19 protein-coding genes are annotated in these 19,990 nt (G+C 36.9%); 7 read left to right on the forward strand and 12 right to left on the reverse strand.

What is annotated here, in order from left to right:
* Positions 1-58: 58 nt before the first annotated feature.
* A complete protein-coding gene (locus ACFSR3_RS16100; protein ID WP_379822442.1) occupies positions 59-934 on the reverse strand; it encodes a hypothetical protein in 876 nt (291 codons plus the stop codon).
* 102 nt (positions 935-1,036) lie between these two features.
* On the opposite strand from ACFSR3_RS16100, the gene ACFSR3_RS16105 reads away from it, so the two are divergent.
* A complete protein-coding gene (locus tag ACFSR3_RS16105; protein ID WP_379822443.1) occupies positions 1,037-2,071 on the forward strand; it encodes a formimidoylglutamase in 1,035 nt (344 codons plus the stop codon).
* A 21-nt stretch (positions 2,072-2,092) separates the two neighbouring features.
* The gene (locus tag ACFSR3_RS16110; protein ID WP_379822445.1) at positions 2,093-3,946 is read left to right on the forward strand and encodes a WG repeat-containing protein; all 1,854 of its coding nucleotides are present in this window, start codon (positions 2,093-2,095) and stop codon (positions 3,944-3,946) included.
* 8 nt (positions 3,947-3,954) lie between these two features.
* Here ACFSR3_RS16110 and ACFSR3_RS16115 read toward each other — a convergent pair whose 3' ends face one another.
* Positions 3,955-4,836: a cation diffusion facilitator family transporter gene (locus ACFSR3_RS16115; RefSeq protein WP_379822447.1), complete on the reverse strand. Its 882-nt coding sequence runs from the start codon at positions 4,834-4,836 to the stop codon at positions 3,955-3,957.
* 143 nt (positions 4,837-4,979) lie between these two features.
* Here ACFSR3_RS16115 and ACFSR3_RS16120 point away from each other — a divergent pair, with 143 nt between their 5' ends.
* The 5 genes from ACFSR3_RS16120 (at position 4,980) to ACFSR3_RS16140 (ending at position 9,355) form a co-directional block, all read left to right on the forward strand.
* On the forward strand, positions 4,980-6,239 hold the full coding sequence (locus ACFSR3_RS16120) for a DEAD/DEAH box helicase (RefSeq protein ID WP_379822449.1): 1,260 nt from the start codon (positions 4,980-4,982) through the stop codon (positions 6,237-6,239).
* A 57-nt stretch (positions 6,240-6,296) separates the two neighbouring features.
* Positions 6,297-6,851: a hypothetical protein gene (locus ACFSR3_RS16125; RefSeq protein WP_379822452.1), complete on the forward strand. Its 555-nt coding sequence runs from the start codon at positions 6,297-6,299 to the stop codon at positions 6,849-6,851.
* Between the two features lie 384 nt (positions 6,852-7,235).
* Positions 7,236-7,907, forward strand: coding sequence for an ATP-binding cassette domain-containing protein (locus ACFSR3_RS16130; protein ID WP_379822454.1), 672 nt, complete (start codon positions 7,236-7,238; stop codon positions 7,905-7,907).
* A 3-nt stretch (positions 7,908-7,910) separates the two neighbouring features.
* Complete coding sequence (locus ACFSR3_RS16135) at positions 7,911-8,741, forward strand: endonuclease/exonuclease/phosphatase family protein (protein ID WP_379822456.1); 831 nt, start codon at positions 7,911-7,913, stop codon at positions 8,739-8,741.
* 2 nt (positions 8,742-8,743) lie between these two features.
* Positions 8,744-9,355 (forward strand): hypothetical protein, encoded by a 612-nt coding sequence (locus tag ACFSR3_RS16140; RefSeq protein ID WP_379822457.1) that lies wholly within the window; start codon positions 8,744-8,746, stop codon positions 9,353-9,355.
* A 50-nt stretch (positions 9,356-9,405) separates the two neighbouring features.
* Here the strand turns inward: ACFSR3_RS16140 and ACFSR3_RS16145 are convergent, their stop codons facing one another.
* The 10 genes from ACFSR3_RS16145 to ACFSR3_RS16190 form a co-directional block, all read right to left on the reverse strand.
* On the reverse strand, positions 9,406-9,834 hold the full coding sequence (locus tag ACFSR3_RS16145; protein ID WP_379822458.1) for a protease complex subunit PrcB family protein: 429 nt from the start codon (positions 9,832-9,834) through the stop codon (positions 9,406-9,408).
* Positions 9,835-9,902: 68 nt separating this feature from the next.
* A complete protein-coding gene (gene bshA, locus ACFSR3_RS16150; protein WP_114757243.1) occupies positions 9,903-11,039 on the reverse strand; it encodes an N-acetyl-alpha-D-glucosaminyl L-malate synthase BshA in 1,137 nt (378 codons plus the stop codon).
* A 92-nt stretch (positions 11,040-11,131) separates the two neighbouring features.
* Entirely contained in the window at positions 11,132-11,587 is a 456-nt protein-coding gene (locus ACFSR3_RS16155) for a DUF1801 domain-containing protein (RefSeq protein ID WP_379822460.1), read from the reverse strand.
* A 28-nt stretch (positions 11,588-11,615) separates the two neighbouring features.
* A complete protein-coding gene (locus tag ACFSR3_RS16160) occupies positions 11,616-14,519 on the reverse strand; it encodes a glycoside hydrolase family 3 N-terminal domain-containing protein (protein ID WP_379822462.1) in 2,904 nt (967 codons plus the stop codon).
* Positions 14,520-14,604: 85 nt separating this feature from the next.
* Positions 14,605-15,087, reverse strand: coding sequence for an ABC transporter ATPase (locus ACFSR3_RS16165; protein ID WP_114757240.1), 483 nt, complete (start codon positions 15,085-15,087; stop codon positions 14,605-14,607).
* A gap of 11 nt (positions 15,088-15,098) precedes the next feature.
* Positions 15,099-15,893, reverse strand: coding sequence for a (Fe-S)-binding protein (locus ACFSR3_RS16170; protein ID WP_379822465.1), 795 nt, complete (start codon positions 15,891-15,893; stop codon positions 15,099-15,101).
* A gap of 8 nt (positions 15,894-15,901) precedes the next feature.
* Positions 15,902-16,348 carry an LNS2 domain-containing protein gene (locus tag ACFSR3_RS16175; protein ID WP_379822467.1) on the reverse strand — a complete coding sequence of 149 codons (447 nt, stop codon included), beginning with the start codon at positions 16,346-16,348 and terminating at the stop codon, positions 15,902-15,904.
* Complete coding sequence (locus ACFSR3_RS16180; RefSeq protein ID WP_379822468.1) at positions 16,348-17,679, reverse strand: 4Fe-4S dicluster domain-containing protein; 1,332 nt, start codon at positions 17,677-17,679, stop codon at positions 16,348-16,350. The genes ACFSR3_RS16175 and ACFSR3_RS16180 overlap by 1 nt, the downstream gene beginning before the upstream one ends.
* 32 nt (positions 17,680-17,711) lie before the next feature.
* Positions 17,712-18,671, reverse strand: coding sequence for an MlaD family protein (locus ACFSR3_RS16185; RefSeq protein ID WP_379822470.1), 960 nt, complete (start codon positions 18,669-18,671; stop codon positions 17,712-17,714).
* A 73-nt stretch (positions 18,672-18,744) separates the two neighbouring features.
* On the reverse strand, positions 18,745-19,896 hold the full coding sequence (locus tag ACFSR3_RS16190) for an N-acetylmuramoyl-L-alanine amidase family protein (RefSeq protein ID WP_379822471.1): 1,152 nt from the start codon (positions 19,894-19,896) through the stop codon (positions 18,745-18,747).
* Positions 19,897-19,990: the final 94 nt, after the last annotated feature.

The following is a 19,990-nucleotide window of genomic DNA, read 5'->3' on the forward strand; positions in this document are numbered from 1 at the left end:
TAAAAAAAGAGCTGCCCTTTTGAGGCAGCTCTTTCAATAAGTATTTTTTTTCACCTTATTATCTAAGGTTGAATGTCGTGTTACCAACCAACTGGCCTTTATCAAACACATTTACAGTATAAAGTCCTTTAGCAAAATCTTTTCCTGAAATTGTTTCTTTAACTTCCATAGTTTTGTTTTCATAAACAGCATTAGTAATAAAGCTGTAAGTAAGTGACTGGTCACCAAAAGCTTCAGTAGCTTTTTCACCAATTACATTGTTTTTAGGATCGATAACCTGTACATAGTATACTTTGTTACCTGCCTGAGCCACTTCGTTTGCAGCAATTGTAAAGCTAACCCTTATTACATCAACTCTACTTGCTTTATCCGTCTGAACCAGTTTACCTGAGCTTCTTTCTTTGTAAGGCTGAATGTGAAGGTTAAGAAGCTGAAGCTTCGCTGCTTTTTCAACCGTTCTAGAAAGTTTTTCGTTTTGTCCTACAAGTGTATCATTGTACCTTTTAGACTCTCCAAGCGCAGTTGCAGTACTATCACGCTGAGTAGTTAGTCTAGCATTCTGATCTTTTAATGAATTGTTTTCAGCAATCAGAGCATCGTAATCACGTTTAAGTTTGATGTACTGATTTTTGTAACGTGCTAAAGAAGCAGCATCTCCTTTAGACTTTTTAACTTCAGCAAGAAGTTCTTCAATTTTTGCACGTTCTGCCTCAAGATCTCCTTTTAATGAAGAGTTTTCTGCGATAGCAGCATCATAACTAGCCTTCTTTTCTTCAAGGTCATGAATAAGCTGTTCTTTTTCAGATAGTAATGTTTTTTCTGTAGTCTCGCTGTCCGTACTCATTTTGTACATGTAAGCAAGACTTCCCACTAGTAATATTGCCAATATTACTATAATTGCCTTTAAGCTTGAATTACTTTTTTGATTTTCCATTGTTAAAATATTTTTTCCAAATTTATATTAATTTTAATTTGCCACTATGATTTTAACGAAAAATTAGCGGAATATAGTATTTTTGAATCCAACAAAAACATCATGGAAAACATAATAAGATTCACTGTTAACGACCTTACAAAATACACAGCACACCGAAGCGGGGAGATTAAATTCGGCGAAAGGATAATTACTGTTCCTAACGGAATAAGCATAACTGAATTTCTTAAATCGAGTGAAGCTGAGTATGTTATGATAGGTATTCCTGAAGATGTAGGTGTACGTGCTAACTTTGGGCGTCCGGGTACTGCTTCAGCGTGGGAATCGGCTATCAAAAGCATTGTAAATCTTCAGCATAATAAATATGCCAAAGGGAGTAATCTTATCATATTAGGAAAAATTGATGTTTCCGCAATTATGGAAGAAGCAGCATCAATAGATGCTACCAGTGCAGAGGGGCGTAAACAACTATCTGAACTGGTAGATAAAATTGATAAGGATGTTGCCCATGTGGTTTGCCAGATCATAGCAGCAGGTAAGATTCCGATTATAATTGGTGGAGGTCACAACAATGCCTATGGTAATATTAAAGGAACAGCTCTGGCCAAAGGTAAACCCGTAAGTGCCATTAACTTTGATGCCCACACCGATTTCAGACAACTTGAAGGACGCCATAGCGGTAATGGTTTTTCCTATGCTTTTGAAGAAGGTTTCCTTAAAAAATATTTCATTTTCGGGTTACATGAGAACTACACCTCTAAAGCTGTAATGGAAAACATAAAGAAACATTACGACCGTATTAAATTCAATACCTATGAGCAAATAAGCGTGCGAAAAGAAAAAAGTTTCTCTGAAGAGATGGCTCATGCACTTGGCTTTATAGAAGATGATCCGTATGGTATTGAAATCGACCTGGATGCATTACCTAACATTGCAAGCAGTGCTATTACTCCGAGCGGATTCAGCGTAGAAAAAGTACGTCAGTTCATTCATTATTTCGGACAGCATAAAAATGCAACCTACCTGCATTTGTGCGAAGGTGCTCCCGACCTTGATAATGAAAAAAACAACCATCTTACCGGAAAGCTTATTGCCTATCTGGTAACTGATTTTATGAAAGCGAAAAACGATTTTTAAAAACTAAACCCTTTACTGCCGATGAAAATTATAGCCTCATTTTTTGCATTATTTACAACGGCATTATTTTTTGCCCAATCAGATGCCCGTTTTCGTATAACGGAAAACAATAAGATTGGATATATTAACACTAAAGGAGAAATTGTTATCCAACCTGTTTACATTAATGGAGGAAATTTTTCAGATGGTGTAGCCGCCGTGAGAGAAAATGGTCTTTATGGTTTTATAGATACAAATGGTAAATATATAATTCAACCGCAATATGACTATGCCTCTTATTTTTATAAAGATTTTGCTTTAGTTTATAAAAATGGTAAAAGAGAAATAATCAATAAAAAAGGAGAAAAAGCACTGCCTGATGTTTTCCATTCTATAAGTATATTATCAGATCATACAGCTATAGTAAGTACAAAAACTCGTAAAAGAGGATTATACTCTTTAAAAGATAAAAAGCTTCTTACTGACACTATTTATAGTTCAATCGGCGAATTCAGAAAGGGTGTATCAATAGCCACCACTATGGATAATAATTATTGTTTGATCGACTCTTTGGGAAATACTATTGTTCAACCTGGAATTTATTCTGAAATTGAATCTTTTTCAGATGATGGCTATGCTGTAGTTAGTTCTGATGAACAATACAAAAGTGCCGTGATTGACACTAAAGGCAAAGTATTATTTAAATATCATAATGAATATAGCAGCCTTAGAGGTAAATTTAACAATGGATATATAGCCGTTTATGACTATAGTTTTACGGAAAAACCTAAGGATGCTAAATTTGACCGGGGATACTTAAATGCGACAGGAAAATTAATTTTCAGTGATCCTGATAAAAATTCATTTGAAAGTTTTTCAAACAATAGAGCCTTTATTAGTTATGACAGAAATTACAAACTAATCAACGAAAAATTTGAAGTTCTGGGGGATAGCGTATTTAAAAATATAGCCGGAGAATATGAGAATAATGTTTTTGTTGGAGATTATGCGGTTGTTCAGGCACTTAATTATAAGTGGGGAGTTATAGATACTAACGGCGTTTATGTTATAAAACCGAGATTTAACGAAATACATGATTGCGGTGTTTTAGATGAATATGTCTTTTTCCGTGAATATGACGCTGATGACAATGCACACTATGGTATATGCAACCTCAAGGATGAGATAATCCTGAAACCTATAGTTGACTTTTTTGATACTAATGGTTTTATTGATGGTTTGCTTATGACATTCATTAATGACAAACTTACCTACATAAACAAAGAGGGAGGTGTTATATGGCAAGAAAAAGACATAGATACAACAAAACAAACTGTCAGATCTTTAAACATAGATTATATGTTGAGGGGATATTTCTATGCCTATTCAAAAACGGAAAAACATAATGGATGGGGCAGATCTGATAATATGCCCAAGAAAATAGGCTCAAAAAATTTTCCGAAAAAGCAATTATCGCTTGTCATCTCTCCTGAAGAAAAAGCAGTTTTTGAAGAGGAATTTAATGGATGTAAAGTTTATCTTGCTAATACAAGTGGAAAAAAAGCAACCATAAACGCAAGTGACAGCAGACTTGAGATTATATTACAGGCCCAGGATAATAATGGCAACTGGAGAGATATTGAATATACTCCTAAAAGCTGGTGCGGTAATAGTTATCACAATGTATATTTAGAATCGGGCGAATATTGGGATTTTACAATGCCTTTATATGATGGAACATATAAAACCAAAATCAGGGCAGTATTAAGCTATTTTGAAAACAAAAAGGAAAAAATTGTATACAGCAATGTAATTGATGGAAATATCAATCCGGCTCAATTCTTTAATAAACTTACCTATTCTCCAAACGGATTAATGGATCCCTACAGCGAATAAACTAAAAATCAATCATGATGCCCATCAGGTTCAATATGAATCATGATTTCTATGAATTGCGGCAGAGTATGTTGTATATGATCTTTAACAGCATGTGAAATAGTATGTCCTTCAGTTACTGATAGTTCTCCATCAACCCATATATGTAAATCGGCGTGGTTAAGCACTCCCATCTTACGCGTATGGCATTTTTGTACATGGGTAACGCCTTCAACCTCTGAAGCCAGCTCCCTGACTCTTTCATTTAAAGAAGGATCTAAATCTTCGTCGAGCAACTCACCTATTGCCGGCCTTGCTATCTGATAGACATTGATAAGGATAATAACGCCAGCAAACAAAGCTGCATAATCATCTGCCGCTTCGTAGCCCTTACCTCCTATCAGAGAAATAGTAATACCTATAAAAGCTGCAAGTGAGGTAATAGCATCACTCCTGTGGTGAAAAGCATCAGCCTTAACAGCCTCACTGTTTATCCCAACACCTACTTTCTTTACATAACGGTAAAGAATCTCCTTTGTGACAATAACAATCAGTAAAATAATAAGTGTATAGGCTTTAGGCGATTTATGCGGTGTCATTATATTATGTACACTCTCCTTCCCTATTACAAAAGCCGCTATAGTAAGTGCCAGAGCTATGCCAATCGCGATAAGAGCTTCTGCCTTACCATGACCGTAAGGATGATCTTCATCGGCAGGTTTTGAGGCCCATTTGAGTCCGAGCCACAGCATTGTAGAAGTAAATATATCAGCGGTAGATTCTATAGCGTCTGCAATAAGAGCATAGGAATTACCAAAAATACCGCCCAAAGCTTTTAAAATTGCCAGTATTCCACTGACTATTATCCCAATAAATGTAGATTTGAGTGCTTTATTTTCAGTTTTTGGCATAACTGCTGTATATGATAGAGGGTAAATTTGAGATTGTAAAATTACGGCTTTATATGCCGGTATACCCTAAACATACGCTAATTTTTTTTAACCTATCTTTGCAACGTCTTCGCAGTTTCTGCAAAGAACTAAACATCATATACATGACATTCGACGAACTAAATTTAATTCGAAATATACAACAGGCCCTGGCAGAAGAAGGTTATAAAAATCCTACTCCTATCCAGGAACAAGCCATTCCTATTATTCTTGAAGGCACTGACCTTGTAGGCTGTGCACAAACAGGTACGGGAAAAACAGCGGCTTTTGCTATACCTATCATCAATGCAATACACCCTATTGTAGGTTCGATTAAGAAGGTAAAGCACATCCGTGCCCTGATAATTACGCCTACCCGAGAGCTTGCTATACAAATAGGTGAAAGTTTTGATACCTACGGAAAATATACAAACATCCGCCAGCTTACTATTTTTGGTGGCGTTAACCAGATATCACAAACCGATCAGCTTAAAAAAGGGGTTGATGTTCTCATTGCTACTCCCGGAAGGTTATTAGATCTTCACAAGCAGGGGTTTGTAAATCTTGACCACCTACATACACTAGTCCTTGACGAAGCCGATCAGATGCTGGATATGGGCTTTATCAATGATGTGAAGAAAATTATCAAGCTTACACCCGATAACAGACAGACATTATTATTCTCGGCAACCATGCCTTTGGCAATTCGTGAGCTGGCAGACAGTTTCCTGACCAATCCTAAATATGTTTCGGTAACTCCGGTGTCATCTACAGCCGAGAGGGTTAAACAGCAAATATATTTTGTAGATAAAGGTGACAAACGTAAGTTGCTTTACCATCTTATCCGCAATGAGAGCCTGAGCAATGTATTGGTATTTACCCGTACTAAGCACGGTGCTGACAATGTGGTGAAAGCCCTAAAAAAGAACGGAGTTGAAGCAGGAGCCATTCATGGCGACAAATCACAAAGCGCAAGACAACGAATACTGGATGCTTTTAAGAATAAAGAAATTCCTGTTCTTGTCGCTACCGATATTGCTGCCCGTGGTATTGATATTGAGAGCCTTCCGTATGTAATTAACTTTGATCTCCCGAATATTCCTGAAACCTATGTACACCGTATAGGACGTACGGGTAGAGCCGGAAATGAAGGCCTTGCCATATCTTTCTGCGGTAAAGACGAGCTTCCTTATCTCAAGGATATCGAAAAGCTTATCCGAATCAAGCTTAAAGTAATTGAAGGACATCCTTATCCTTATGCCGAGGAAACCAAATCGGACACTTCTAAAAAACCTGATCTGCGAAACAAAAACAAGCAACAGGGAGGACAAAATAAATCAAGGAAGTCTGAGGCTTCTAAAAAAAATAAAAGACGCTGGTATTAATACCGGCGTTTTTTGCGTTATTAGTTTAGTTATATTCGCAGCAGAAAAAAGATAACCATGAAATACCTTATCATAGCTTTTATACTTATTGCAACTCCCGGCTTTGCCCAGAAAAAAAAGCCCGTAGCAAAACCCGCTGCAACAAAACCAACTCCTGTCAAAAAAACAACCGAATGGGATGAGCTTGATAAAACTTTTGTAGCTTTTATAAAAGCATTAGAGAATAAAGATAAAATGACTTTTGATAGTATAGCGCTGGTAAAGTTAGACTGTGCTGAATGTCCGGGTAGTGGCGAACAGGGCGATATTATGCATTATGTTCCTTCAGATGTATTTTATATTACTGTTGCTGAAGATTTTAAACTATCACCGGTTTATAAGGCACTAACGAGCAGAGGATATGCTTTCAATAGTATGATTTTAAAAGGATTCAAACCATCTTTTATTAAAGACGGTTCTGATTCTAAAGACCTTAAGGTATATGAAGTATGGGTTCCAACATATAAACCAAACGAATTATCAAAGGGCCATCCGGGATCAAGTCACGCTTTCCAGTTCGTAAAAGTTCACGGAGAGTTCAGGTTTTTCGGACTCACCTCACAAACTCTATAATTAACATGCCGGTTAACCCGGCATTTTTTATGCCTCATAATTTTACAGGTAAACCTTACGTTTATTAAGAATGTAATTGTACATTGGTAAAATGAAACACCCGAACACAAAGGCTTTTTGGCTCTATTACCGCATCACATCAATAGCAAATCTTGCTTTCAGCACCATATTTGCTGCCATTAAATTAGATTTTATCTGGCTGATTTTGATTTATGGCTCTTTTGGAACAGGTGTTGGTATACTCTATTTCAATTATTATTATAAGAACCAATATTACTTTTACCATAACTTGGGTTACACACGAAGAAAATTGGCACAAAATACTTTTTTAGTCAACATCCCTATACTTATTATTGGTTTAACATTATTTCTAATTGGCTAATTATGCATACACTAACCATTAGCGAATTAGCTAAGAATTTTAAAAGCAAGTCAGTTCTAGACTATATTGCTTTTGAATGCAAAACCGGAGATATAATTGGTATTCTTGGCCGTAATGGCACAGGAAAATCAACTTTGTTAAAAATACTGTTCGGTACATTGAAAGCTGATAAGATACGAGTATCAATAGATGGCAAAAATATATCACCGGAAGAAATTATCCCTCAACAGAAGATCGCTTATCTCCCCCAGGAATCATTCCTTCCAAAAAGTCTTAAAGTAAGGGATATTGCTCCTTTGTATTTTAAAGAAGGTGACAAGCAGGATAAAATATTGTATGATCCTCTTATAGCCCGCATGGCAAATACCAAAGCTGGAAACCTTTCTATGGGTGAACTACGTTATTTTGAACTGATGCTTATCAGCACACTGCCCCACCCTTTTCTTATGCTTGATGAGCCTTTGTCTATGGTTGAACCGTTATACAGAGAAAAAATAAAAGAGAAACTACTAAGCCTGAAAACAACGAAAGGCATCATTATGACCGATCATTATTATGATGATATCCTTGAAACTGCGAACAATTGTCTTTTACTGCGAAACGGACGTCTAATTACTGTTAATTCTATTGATGACCTTATCGGAAATGGTTATCTTCCCGCTTCAAATTATTAAGCCATGAAAAAACTTTTCATTCTCTCTTTAATCATATTAACTTTTACCAATATAAACGCTCAGGATATCACGGTCATGTCCTATAACATCAGGCTTGATGTAGCAAGCGATGTCGAAAACCGCTGGGACAATCGTAAAGAAATGCTCGCCAGTCAGGTGTTGCAAAAGAATCCCGACTTTATGGGGGTTCAGGAGGCTTTACCGCAACAGATGGATTATCTTAATGAAAACCTTAAAAACTATAAATATATTGGTGTAGGCAGGGATGATGGCAAGCGCGAAGGTGAATTTTCAGCGATATTTTATAATACCTCAAAGTACAAGGTTATTGAACAATCTACATTTTGGTTGTCATCTACTCCGGACAAAGTATCTATGGGCTGGGATGCAGCCTGTAAAAGGGTTTGTACTTATGGATTGTTTGAAAACCTGAAAACAAAACAAAAAATATGGGTCTTCAATACCCATTTTGATCATATAGGGAATACAGCACGCCAAAACAGTGCTAGGCTTATTCTCGATAAGATCAAAGCCGTGAATACAAATAACTTTCCATTTGCTCTTACGGGAGATTTCAACCTTGAGCCCGACAGTGAGCCCATTAAGCTAATAACAACACAATTGAATGACTGCAGGATTGTAGCAGAAGAAACTTCGGGTTCGGTAGCTACATTTAATGGCTTTAATATGAAAGAAAAACCTAAAGTCCGAATTGACTATGTATTCGTCCCTAAAACCATTACAGTCAATAAATATGAGACTTTAGTAGACGTTAAGTACAACCGCTATCCTTCAGATCATTTTCCTGTATATGTGGAACTTACGGTGAAATAGTTATGAAAAGGTTTTTTATTTTATTCAGTTTAATAGCCGTGGTTTCCTGTAGAAAGGATTTCTTAGACGATGAAGGAAAAAAAGAACCATCTATATTTTTTACATTTGAAGCCCTTAGAGAACAACAGAAAAAGGAACAAAATCCTGAAGATATACCTCTTCCACCAGCTATAGATCAACATTATTCAATTCATAACTTTCTTGTAGATTCAGTTGGGAGTTTGTATTACTATCATCACAACGAACCAATGCATTCAGGCTGTGGTACTGGATTAACAGAAGATAGTTATCCTGCCAAATTTATTAATTTGAATCCTGAGCTATTATTTAAAATTCCATCGACTGAAGTAGAAAAATTTATAAAAAGAAAAGTACTTACTGATACTATTCCAGACAATTTGAAATTTATCACTGTAGGTGCTGAAAAAGATACTTTCGATTCTCAAGATTTTTTAAGAGCATTCCATCGTTTCAATAATGAAACAAATAGAGTGATAAGACGAATTACACAGGAAGAAAGTGAAGTATTAAACCATAAGAAAAGAAAAATCCCATACGATTACCATACAATCAAATGGGATTCAGCAAGAACAACATTTAGAAAACACATTTAAAAAATAAAGCCCCTTATAGGGGCTTTTATATTATTTGAAGATAGAAATTATTACTCTACCACTACCTTATCAGTCTTAGCAACTACTACTATACAATATGGTGCTGTAAGCGCCATAGTAGCCATACCTTCCGGTTTGGTCTCTGTAGTATTTATAATTGCGGTATTATCTTCAATCGTTACTTTACGTACACCAACACTGTATCCTCCAGTGTTCTTTTGCCCCATAAAAATTGCTACCACATTATTTTGAGAGAAATCAACGGTAGGTACATTACTCCAGCCCAATTCTTTATAAAGTGCTAAAAGTTCGTCGTGAGATTTTATAACCACATTCGATTTGGCATCACGACCACCATAAGCATCCTGCTTAAGTATTTCGAAAACAACAGCCGCATCGACCTGAATATTATTTACAATTTTAAAACTGCAGCTTGAAAGCAGCATAAGCATTAGGCAAAACGTAATTACTTTTTTCATAAGATTTGATTTAATGATTTATTACACCATTACATTTTTTATGCCATTTTTAATAATGTGAGTTTTTCTTACTTGGCATGCATCTTCAAAGCTTTGCGGTAAACCTTTTCATACATTGGTACAATCTGCTGTACATCAAACTCCTGTGAAACCTTAAGTGCATTCGATTTGAACTCAAATAATTTTGCATCATCAGAAAGTATCTCGATGGCTTTTTCAGCCATATAGTCAACGTCCCCAACATTCCCAAGATAACCGGAAACCCCCTCTTTATTAACTTCCGGAAGACCTCCTGTATTACTCGATATTACAGGAACCCCACTAGCCATTGCTTCAAGTGCTGCAAGTCCAAAACTCTCTGTTTCTGATGGTAACAGGAATAAATCCGAGAAACATAATATCTTGCTTATCTCGTGGCTGTTCCCAAAGAAAATAACCTTGTCGCTTATACCTAATTCTTCACAAAGCGCTTCAGCCGGAGCTTTTTCAGGTCCATCGCCTACCATCATTAGTTTGGCCGGCATTTTCTTCTGTATCTCATTAAATATTTTAATGACATCCGGAATGCGCTTTACCTTTCTGAAGTTGCTAATATGTGTAACGATCTTCTGGGTTTCTGTAGCCATAAGCGAACGATGGCATTCTGACGTAGTATCTATACGATTCTTATCTATTTCAATAAAGTTAGGAATAACTTCTATTTCCCTTTTAATATCAAATAGTCTGTACGTATCATCTTTAAGATCCTGTGATACTGAGGTCACAATATCTGAATGGTTGATACTGAAACTTACAGCAGGTTTGTAAAATGGGTGATTTCCAACAAGCGTAATATCCGTACCGTGAAGCGTTGTTACCATCGGAATTTTAATTCCCTGTTCTTTCAGCATCTTTTTAGCCATATAGCCTGCATAGGCATGAGGAATGGCATAATGTACATGTAAAAGTTCTATACCATACAATTTAACCATGTCTACAAGCTTACTGGACAATGCCAGTTCATAAGGCTGATAATGGAAAAGAGGATATTCAGGAACGTGCACCTCGTGGTAATGGATATTAGGATTTAAAAGTGCCAGCCTTACCGGTTGACTATACGTTATAAAGTGTATTTCGTGTCCCCTGCGTGCGAGTTCCAGACCAAGCTCAGTGGCTACCACACCGCTACCGCCAAACGTGGGATAACATACTATTGCGATTTTCATAAAGTGTCTAATAAAGAGACGAATTTAAACAAAAAAACAGGGCAAAGCCCCGTTTTCTATGGAAATTAACGTAATCGTTATCTGTCAAAAAATTAACGCTTTAAATTGTTTTCATAAAGCTCAATCCATTGCTGTGGTGTCATTTTACCAACCAATTCAGCAATTAATTCAAAAGGGATTGCATCCGGCTTTTTAAAGCGAATACAACTTTTGCCCATATCCAGCTTGTATTTACTGTGTTTAGGAAATTCAGCCACAAACCAGTCATGTAGTTCTTTATCAGCATAAATTCCCATATGATAAAAAGCAATAAAATTCTTTTGAGAAGCTATTGCCAAAAAAGGAAGTGCCTGTTTAGGATCACAATGGTAACCCGCGGGATATAAAGAATGAGGAACTGCCCATCCTAACATACCATAAGAAACGCCTTCACTAAATCCCTCTGGCAAATTATCTGTAATAGCCTTGCGTAGCTTCATCATTGGTGCTTTCCTGTCTTCAGGTATAGCGTCCATGTATTGGTCAGCGGTATCAACAAAGTATTGCATAACTTATATTTTTGTTTGTCTGATAAACTTACTCAATAATTGCATCCTCAATAGCTTTCTGTATATCCTCCCTAATGTTCTCTTTAGAAAGCCTGTTTTCACCTGCCTCCGGATAGGTACGATTAGAAAGGAAAACATAAACAATCTCAGTCTCAGGATCAGCCCATGTCATAGTACCTGTAAATCCGGTATGCCCAAAACTCGCTTTAGAAACACATCCGCATGTAGGTCCTGATTTCTCAAGCTGTGGCTTATCAAAGCCAAGCCCTCTCCTGTTACCTTCCTTACAATTATAGCAGGTATTAAAGGTATCAAAAGTATGAGCAGAAAAATACTGTTTACCTCCATAATTTCCTTTCTGAAGATACATCTGCATAATCTTGGCAACATCCATCGAATTAGAGAATAATCCTGCATGTCCTGCAACTCCGTCTTCCATCGCCGCTGCCATATCATGAACATACCCCTGAATCTCTGTGTAACGGAAGTAGTTGTCAATTTCCGTTGGCGGAATATTACACATATCCCATCTACGCAATGGATTGTATGAAGTTGAAGCAGCTCCAAGCGGCTTATAAAAGTTTTTATACGCTAAATCATCCAAAGACTTACCTGTTTTACGCTCCAGATATTCTTTCAACAGAATGAATGAAAAATCACTGTACTTGTATTCCTTTTTCTTCAACAGCTTACTATCGGCAATTCGCTTAACAATAGTATCCTGATAACCTTTTATCAGGAACAGGTTTTCTGTAACCTGATTAGGAAATTCTGGGCTGTAAAAGTTTCTGTAAAGCAACGAATCGGGTTTCTTATTACTATCAAGTGTCTGCTGATAAAATGGCATCCACGGCTGAAAACGTGCCTGATGCAACAGCATGTCTTTTAATGTGATATGCTTTTTATCCGTATCCGCAAAAACAGGCAGCATATCACCTAACTGAGTATCAAGTTTGACCTTTCCTGTATCATACAACTGCATGACGTTAGGTAATGTTGCCAATATTTTGGTTAATGAAGCAACGTCATAAATATCAGAGTTTTTTACTTTTACATCATTAACATAGGTATGATAACCAAAAGATTTCTGATAGATAACCTTGCCTTTTCGAGCAACCAGAACCTGAAGGCCCGGCGTCATTTTCTCATTGATGGCACGTTGTGCTATCATATCAATTTTACTCAGTTTAGCCGAACTCATCGCTACATTTTCAGGTGTGGTAAAACCAAGTCTGTTTGTAGTTTTAGTAAACACACCATCATTTAACTTAAATGTTGAAGCTATGCTTACAGGGATTTTCCCTTTAGAACCTAATGCGCCAAACACAATTTCAGCAGCAACAGTCTGTGCAATGGCATTGTTTTGATATGCCAATATAACCGTTTTAATATTCTTAAAACTCTTAATTGGGGTTAGTGAATAAGGTTTGGCAAAATGGGTAAATATTACACGCTTGTTCTTTGCTATGGTATCAAGCCAGGTAAGTTCTTTGGCTGAAAGATCGTGTTTTTTCCAGGCACCGTCAGCTTTATGATAGCCAACAATAACTATAGTAAAATCTTTTAGTTTAGCGCTAAGCAAATGGAGACTATCTTCCTGAACTTCGGTAACTTCAGCATATTTCTGAAGTGTTGTCAGATAATTCGAACCATCATCATCACCTAACTTAACATAAGCAATTTTCTCATTCTCAAGAGCCATTACCGGGACAGTCTCTTCTTCATTCTTTAGAACTGTAACCGCATTTTCGTACAGTTGATAGTTCAGATCATCGTATTCGTGCCCATTCAGGTCATTATACAAATTCGTCAGATCGATTGGCTTATAATGATTAAGACCTCCTCTGTATTTATATGCCAATATTTTTTTTACCGATAATTGAAGGCGCTCTTCTGATAGTACGCTATCAGCATAAGCCTGACGGAACTTTTCAATCGCAACAGGAACATTTTCGGCAAAAAGCAAAACATCATTCCCTGCCAAAAACGCTTCAAGGTCAATATCACCAGGTTGCATATAACTACTGGCACCTTTCATATTAAGTGCATCTGTAAAAATCAGTCCTTTAAAGCCAAGTTCACCCTGAACAATGTTAGTAATCACATTATAAGATAACGAAGTAGGATAATTAGGCATAGGTTCTATACTAGGCACATTCAGGTGAGCAACCATTATACTCGAAAGGCCTTCACTAAATAAACGTTTATATGGGTAAAATTCTACATCATCCAAACGTTCTTTAGTAAAATTAAGAAAAGGCAAAGCGTGATGTGAGTCGGTAGCCGTGTCACCATGCCCCGGAAAGTGTTTTCCCGTAGCAAATACACCTTCACTTTGAATACCTTTCATAAGAGCTGATGCTCTCTCCGTAACCATAAACTTATCTTCACCAAAAGAACGGTTACCAATTATGGGGTTTGACGGATTTGTATTAATATCCAGAACAGGAGCAAAATTAAAATGGATACCCATTCTTTTTGCCTGTTTTGCCATTTGCTGCCCCATTTTTTCAATCAGTTTCATATCCTGAACACTGCCAAGAGTCATGTTCCATGGATAGCGGTAGGTTGAATCAAGTCTCATACTCAATCCCCATTCTCCATCTATACCTATGAACAATGGCACTTTGGATTTTTCCTGATAGCGGTTTGTTAGTCTTGCCTGTCTTACAGGACCTCCCTGAAAAAAGATAAGTCCACCAATTTTGTAATCAGTAATCAGCTTTTCTACACCTCTTTCATGAGATGCGTCTTTATTAGAATAAGCAGCAACCATAAAAAGCTGGCCAACCCTTTCTTCAAAAGACATACGCGTATAAATGCTGTCTACCCATTTTCTTTCAGCATCAGAGCTGTAATCACTAAAAACTTTCGAGTTCTGTGCAGATACCAATTGGATGGAAAACAAGAAAACTATTACAAAAAGCCTCATTAAATAATTGTGTTTTTTAAAATAACAAATCATCATTACCAATAGTTAATGATGATTTATATATAGTATTATGGTGTATTTGATCTTAAAAAAAGCGGCTATGCCAACTCTCTCCCGCAGGAACCTCCCAAAAATCCTGCCATTCTCCAACAGTATTTACAAGATTATTGAAAACTATTGTGTTAGCAGATACTGCTTTTTCCTTAGCCATTTTCTTAAAATCTATAAGTGGCTTATAAGCAATATGTTCGCCTAGCTTAAATGTTACATTCATCTTATCTAACAGGTCCACGCCATACTTCTGCTCCAGAGCCTGAATAAATTGCACAGAGGCATCAATAGAACAGCCTGTAGCAGCTTGTGTACTCTGATTTATGGCAATAATAATAAACCTGTTGTATTTAACTTGATAAGAAGCCTCAAGACCTGCTCCATGTGCAGTCCAGCTTTCAAGGAATTCCTTGAGTGATACTTCTATTTCAGCAATTTCCTCATCAGAGAATTTTCTGTTAGACTGATATATCCATATTCTTGATTCTTCAGGTAGGGTTTCAAACGGAACGTACATAATCTCTTATCTTATAAATCTTTTGCATTGGCAATCAATTCTGCCACATCCATCACTTTAATATCATGCTCCCTGTTCTTAGCTTTTACACCATCGGTAAGCATCGTGTTACAAAACGGGCAACCCGCTGCAATAATATCCGGCTGTGTTTCAAGAGCATCTTCTGTTCTCTCAACGTTTACGTCTTTATTACCTTTTTCCGGCTCTTTAAACATCTGTGCACCACCGGCACCACAGCAAAGACCGTTAAGTTTAGAACGTTTCATCTCTACTAATTCAGCATCCAGCTTTTCCATAAGGTCACGTGGTGCTTCATAAATATTATTGGCACGTCCCAGATAACAAGGATCGTGAAACGTAATCTTTTTACCTTTAAACTGGCCACCTTCAATGGTAAGCCTGCCATCATCCAATAATGATTTCAGGAATTCTGTATGGTGAACCACTTCATAAGTACCCCCAAGTTCAGGATACTCATTTTTTATGGTATTAAAGCAGTGCGGACAAGCAGTAACAATCTTCTTAACATCATAAGCATTAAGAACCTCGATATTTGCCATTGCCTGCATCTGGAATAAAAACTCGTTTCCTGCTCTTTTAGCAGGATCTCCCGTACAGCTTTCTTCAGTTCCTAAAACAGCAAAAGGTACTTTGGCACTGTTAAGAATCCTAACAAATGCTTTAGTTATTTTTTTTGCCCTGTCGTCAAAGCTTCCCGAACAGCCTACCCAAAATAAAACTTCAGGCTGTTGGCCGCTGGCCATCATGTCGGCCATAGTCGGTACTGTAAAATTATCCTCAGTCATACTATTATTTATTCGTCTTTGCCATCGTCAAAGACCTGAATTGTAACTTCTTTATCTATAAGGTCGGTAAACTTACCTCTGTAACGTGTCGCTTTTACAAGATGATTGTCTATCCAGTGGTAGTTTCCTCCTCTTGGTTTACCCATTACCATACCATGGTATTTAAAACCATGTTCTTTAAGCCATGTTTCGGTTACTTCCCTGTGAGCTTCAGTACGCGATGTAAAGAAAAAGATTATATGACCTTCATCATACCATCTGTTAAGCGTTTCAAGCGCATCCGGATATACCTGAGCGGTAACCATTCTTTCCGGCTCTTCATTAGGTATATCATCACAAATAGTACCATCAATATCAATAAGGTAATTTTTGATATCCGGAGGAAGAACAGGGCTAAGATGTTCCCCGTTTTCAGTAACCTGCTGTAAATTTTTGTCGATGTCTTCTGCTTTCATTACGCTTCGTCTTTCCAGTTTAACCTATCCATTTGGCTATACTGCCATGGAGCTCCATTGTTCTCAATATTAGTCATCATCCCGTTAAGTTCTACCGGAGCAGCACTTTGTTCCATAACAAGGTATCTTCTCATATCCATAATAATAGATAGCGGATCGATGTTTACCGGACAGGCTTCAACACAACCATTGCAAGTTGTACATGCCCATAACTCTTCAGGGGTAATATAGTCATTAAGCAACGATTTGCCATCATCAACAAACGTTCCTTTGTTTTTATCAATGTTCTTTCCTACTTCCTCTAGCCTATCGCGGGTTTTCATCATGATATTACGAGGTGAAAGTTTTTTACCTGTAATATTCGCAGGACAAGATTCTGTACAACGGCCACATTCAGTACATGTGTAAGCATTCATTAACTGAACCCAATTTAGATCCTGAACATCGCTTGCTCCAAATTTCTCGGGAACAGCCCCTTCCTCAGCAGGAGGTGCCGCTGCAAACGGATCAGCATTCGGATCCATCATCAATTTAACTTCTGCCGTAACAGATTCCAGGTTTACAAACTTACCTTTAGGTTTAAGGTTAGCAAAATAAGTATTAGGGAAAGCCAGTAATATATGCAGGTGTTTAGAATAATACAAGTAGTTCATGAAAACTAAAATCCCAACTATATGCATCCACCATGCCGCTCTTTCAATAAGAATCACTGTTCCTTCAGACATTCCGTCAAACAAAGGCGAAATGAAACCTGATATAGGGAAAGATCCTGCCTGAACATAATGATGCGCGCCCACCGCCTGAAGATGCCCATCGGCAGCATTCATAGTAAGGAACAATATCATCAGAACAGTTTCGAAATACAGAATATAGTTAGCATCGCTTTTAGGCCAGCCTTTAAGATCGCTATGGATGAATCTTTTTAACTTAATGATATTCCTTCTGATCCAAAATATGGCTACAGATACAATAACACCAAAAGCCAAAAGCTCAAACGTACCGATAAGGAAACTGTAAAAGCCTCCCATAAAAGAAAAAACTCTGTGAGTACCCGCAATACCATCAACAATTATTTCAAGCAGTTCAATATTGATAAGTATAAAACCAACATATACTATAATATGTAATATACCCATTACAGGCTTTCTTACCATTTTAGACTGCCCAAGAGCAATCATTGCCATATTATTCCAACGTTCTCCCGGATTATCAAAGCGATCTACGTTGCGACCAAGCTTAATATTGCGGATTAGTTTTTTTACATTAATAGCAAAGTAACCAAATCCTGCTGCAAGGATTAAAACAAATAGTATATTATCTAAGTAACTCATATAGTAAAGTGATTGCTATAAAATCAATACGCTTATTTTTTTTCTTCTTTAACTACCGTTTCGGTATAAGGAGTTCCTTTTTTACCAAAAACAGAGAAGTGAACATAACGTTTAGGATTCTGTTTGAAATCTGCTAAAAGCTCCTTTAGTTCTTTAGATGCCCCATTAAGATTATTATACATTGCATCATCTTTCATAAGCTTACCTAAAGTACCTTTTCCTGAATTCACATCATTCATAAGGTTATCCACCTTAGCAAGCGAACCTTCAAGATTTCTCACAGTTTGTGCCAAATTCGCTGCATCAATTGAATCTGATAATTTTGAGAAATTAGCGGTTGTATGATTCAGGTTCTTCAGTGTAGCATCTATGTTATTTTTATTACCTGCTAACATAGCATTAAGAGTACGTGCAGAACCACTGAACTCCTTCATTGTAGCACTCATTTCAGCAATAGCTATGCGAAGATTCTCCTGAGTCTTAACATCCATCACATTTTTAAAACCATGTAAAAGACTGTCAGCTGTTACAATTGTTGACTCAACTTTTGCTTGTAGCGGAGATAACCTATCGCCAACCTCAGATAGCATATCGGGCTTTTCACCACTTTTAAGTTCAGCTCCATCCTCTGCAAGTGTACTATTTTTCATATCAGGAATGATCGCAATCTGCTTGCCTCCTATAATACTTGGTTTATAAAGAACTGCCTGGCTGGTTGTAGAAATAGGAAAATTAGTTTTTACCTGCATTTCTATCCTTAGCTTTCCGCTGGTTTGATCGATAAAAGATATATCATTAATCTTACCAACTACCAATCCGTTTAGAGTTACCGGAGCCGACGGAGACAACTCCTCTACGTTATCATATATAACGTAATATGTTTTGTATGAATTAAATAAATCGGTACCTCTTAAAAAATAAAATCCCCATATAAACAATAATACGGATGATATAACTAATACCGCGGTCTTAACTTCTCTTGATACTTTCAAAATGGAATAATTTTTTAACAAATGTAGGACAATAATTTTATAAAAATGTGAATAATACTCTAAAGGTTTATTACTAATTTTTCTTTAGAGCTTCCTCAATTTTTATTCTCTTCCCGTCCTTAAAAGGAACTATAAATGCCGACGTATACCCTTTAGCCTTAGCTTCAGCCAATAGTGTTTTCGCCTCATTATAACTTGTAGTCTCGCCATAGTAATATTTAATTACTGATGAAGAAGCATCTTTTGATAAATTTTTAAGCCCATTAAAGTTAGACGGAATTAACTCAAGTGTTTTTCCACTCGCAGCAATTTGTACCTTAAATATAGGTTCGTTTGAAGATTCTGCAGCTACCGGAGTATTCTTAACCGGCTTATCTTCAGTCTTAGGCTTAGCCTCATTTTTTTCTGGTTTTTCAGCAGGTTCTTTGTAGTTATTATCCGCTACACTTCCGCCAAAGTATTCTCTTTTGTAACTAATAATAGCCTTAGCGATAGCCTCGGCAAGTTCATCCTGTCCCGCATCAGAATTCAGATACTCACCCTCCGGCTTGTAAGATAAAAACCCTAGCTCAATAAGTATACTTGGCATTGCTGTTTTGTGAAGTACCCAAAACGGAGCCCTTTTTACTCCTCTCTTCTTTCTTTTAAGATCATCAGTAAAATTCTCTTCAATTCGGCTGGCAAGATCTATACTCTGATCCCTGTATGCTTCCTGCTGAATTGTAATACCTACAATAGATTCAGGAGAATCAGGATTAAAACCGGCATATTTTACTTTGTGATCTTTTTCAAGATTAATTACCTCATTCTCTTTTTTAGCAACCTCTAAGTTGGAAGCACTTTTTGTACTATCGAAAATGAATGTTTCTGTACCAAAAGCCACTTTTTTTGCTTCACCATTACAGTGAATCGACACAAACACATTGGCTTTTGCTTTATTGGCTATTTCAGGCCTTTCAGCAAGTTCAATAAAAACATCGGTTTTACGGGTAAAAACAACATCCACAGACTGATCTTTTTCTAATATCTTACCCACTTTTAACGCTACGTTCAGCGCAATGTTCTTTTCGATAAAATCATGATATATAGCACCAAAATCCTTACCGCCGTGCCCCGGATCAAGAACTACCTTAAATTTAGAGCCGTTTTGTGCTAAAGCTAAGCTGCAAAAAGCAATAAATGTAAAAAAAGTAAGTTTTAATTTCGCGTCCCCTCTCATTGTCATATAGATATTATGCTAGTATTGTTATAATTATATTTAGTGGTTAATTTTGCTAAATTTATCGTAAGTTTGACACTTCAAAAATAAGCCACATTTT

Origin of the sequence: Flavobacterium suzhouense, from assembly GCF_042684765.1 — a bacterium.
In the GTDB taxonomy this organism is placed as follows: domain Bacteria; phylum Bacteroidota; class Bacteroidia; order Flavobacteriales; family Flavobacteriaceae; genus Flavobacterium; species Flavobacterium suzhouense.

Coding starts and splice junctions, on each gene's coding strand:
- ACFSR3_RS16100 (WP_379822442.1), bottom strand. CDS start 934: ATGGAAAATCAAAAAAGTAATTCAAGCTTAAAGGCAATTATAGTAATA.
- ACFSR3_RS16105 (WP_379822443.1), top strand. CDS start 1,037: ATGGAAAACATAATAAGATTCACTGTTAACGACCTTACAAAATACACA.
- ACFSR3_RS16110 (WP_379822445.1), top strand. CDS start 2,093: ATGAAAATTATAGCCTCATTTTTTGCATTATTTACAACGGCATTATTT.
- ACFSR3_RS16115 (WP_379822447.1), bottom strand. CDS start 4,836: ATGCCAAAAACTGAAAATAAAGCACTCAAATCTACATTTATTGGGATA.
- ACFSR3_RS16120 (WP_379822449.1), top strand. CDS start 4,980: ATGACATTCGACGAACTAAATTTAATTCGAAATATACAACAGGCCCTG.
- ACFSR3_RS16125 (WP_379822452.1), top strand. CDS start 6,297: ATGAAATACCTTATCATAGCTTTTATACTTATTGCAACTCCCGGCTTT.
- ACFSR3_RS16130 (WP_379822454.1), top strand. CDS start 7,236: ATGCATACACTAACCATTAGCGAATTAGCTAAGAATTTTAAAAGCAAG.
- ACFSR3_RS16135 (WP_379822456.1), top strand. CDS start 7,911: ATGAAAAAACTTTTCATTCTCTCTTTAATCATATTAACTTTTACCAAT.
- ACFSR3_RS16140 (WP_379822457.1), top strand. CDS start 8,744: ATGAAAAGGTTTTTTATTTTATTCAGTTTAATAGCCGTGGTTTCCTGT.
- ACFSR3_RS16145 (WP_379822458.1), bottom strand. CDS start 9,834: ATGAAAAAAGTAATTACGTTTTGCCTAATGCTTATGCTGCTTTCAAGC.
- bshA (WP_114757243.1), bottom strand. CDS start 11,039: ATGAAAATCGCAATAGTATGTTATCCCACGTTTGGCGGTAGCGGTGTG.
- ACFSR3_RS16155 (WP_379822460.1), bottom strand. CDS start 11,587: ATGCAATACTTTGTTGATACCGCTGACCAATACATGGACGCTATACCT.
- ACFSR3_RS16160 (WP_379822462.1), bottom strand. CDS start 14,519: ATGAGGCTTTTTGTAATAGTTTTCTTGTTTTCCATCCAATTGGTATCT.
- ACFSR3_RS16165 (WP_114757240.1), bottom strand. CDS start 15,087: ATGTACGTTCCGTTTGAAACCCTACCTGAAGAATCAAGAATATGGATA.
- ACFSR3_RS16170 (WP_379822465.1), bottom strand. CDS start 15,893: ATGACTGAGGATAATTTTACAGTACCGACTATGGCCGACATGATGGCC.
- ACFSR3_RS16175 (WP_379822467.1), bottom strand. CDS start 16,348: ATGAAAGCAGAAGACATCGACAAAAATTTACAGCAGGTTACTGAAAAC.
- ACFSR3_RS16180 (WP_379822468.1), bottom strand. CDS start 17,679: ATGAGTTACTTAGATAATATACTATTTGTTTTAATCCTTGCAGCAGGA.
- ACFSR3_RS16190 (WP_379822471.1), bottom strand. CDS start 19,896: ATGACAATGAGAGGGGACGCGAAATTAAAACTTACTTTTTTTACATTT.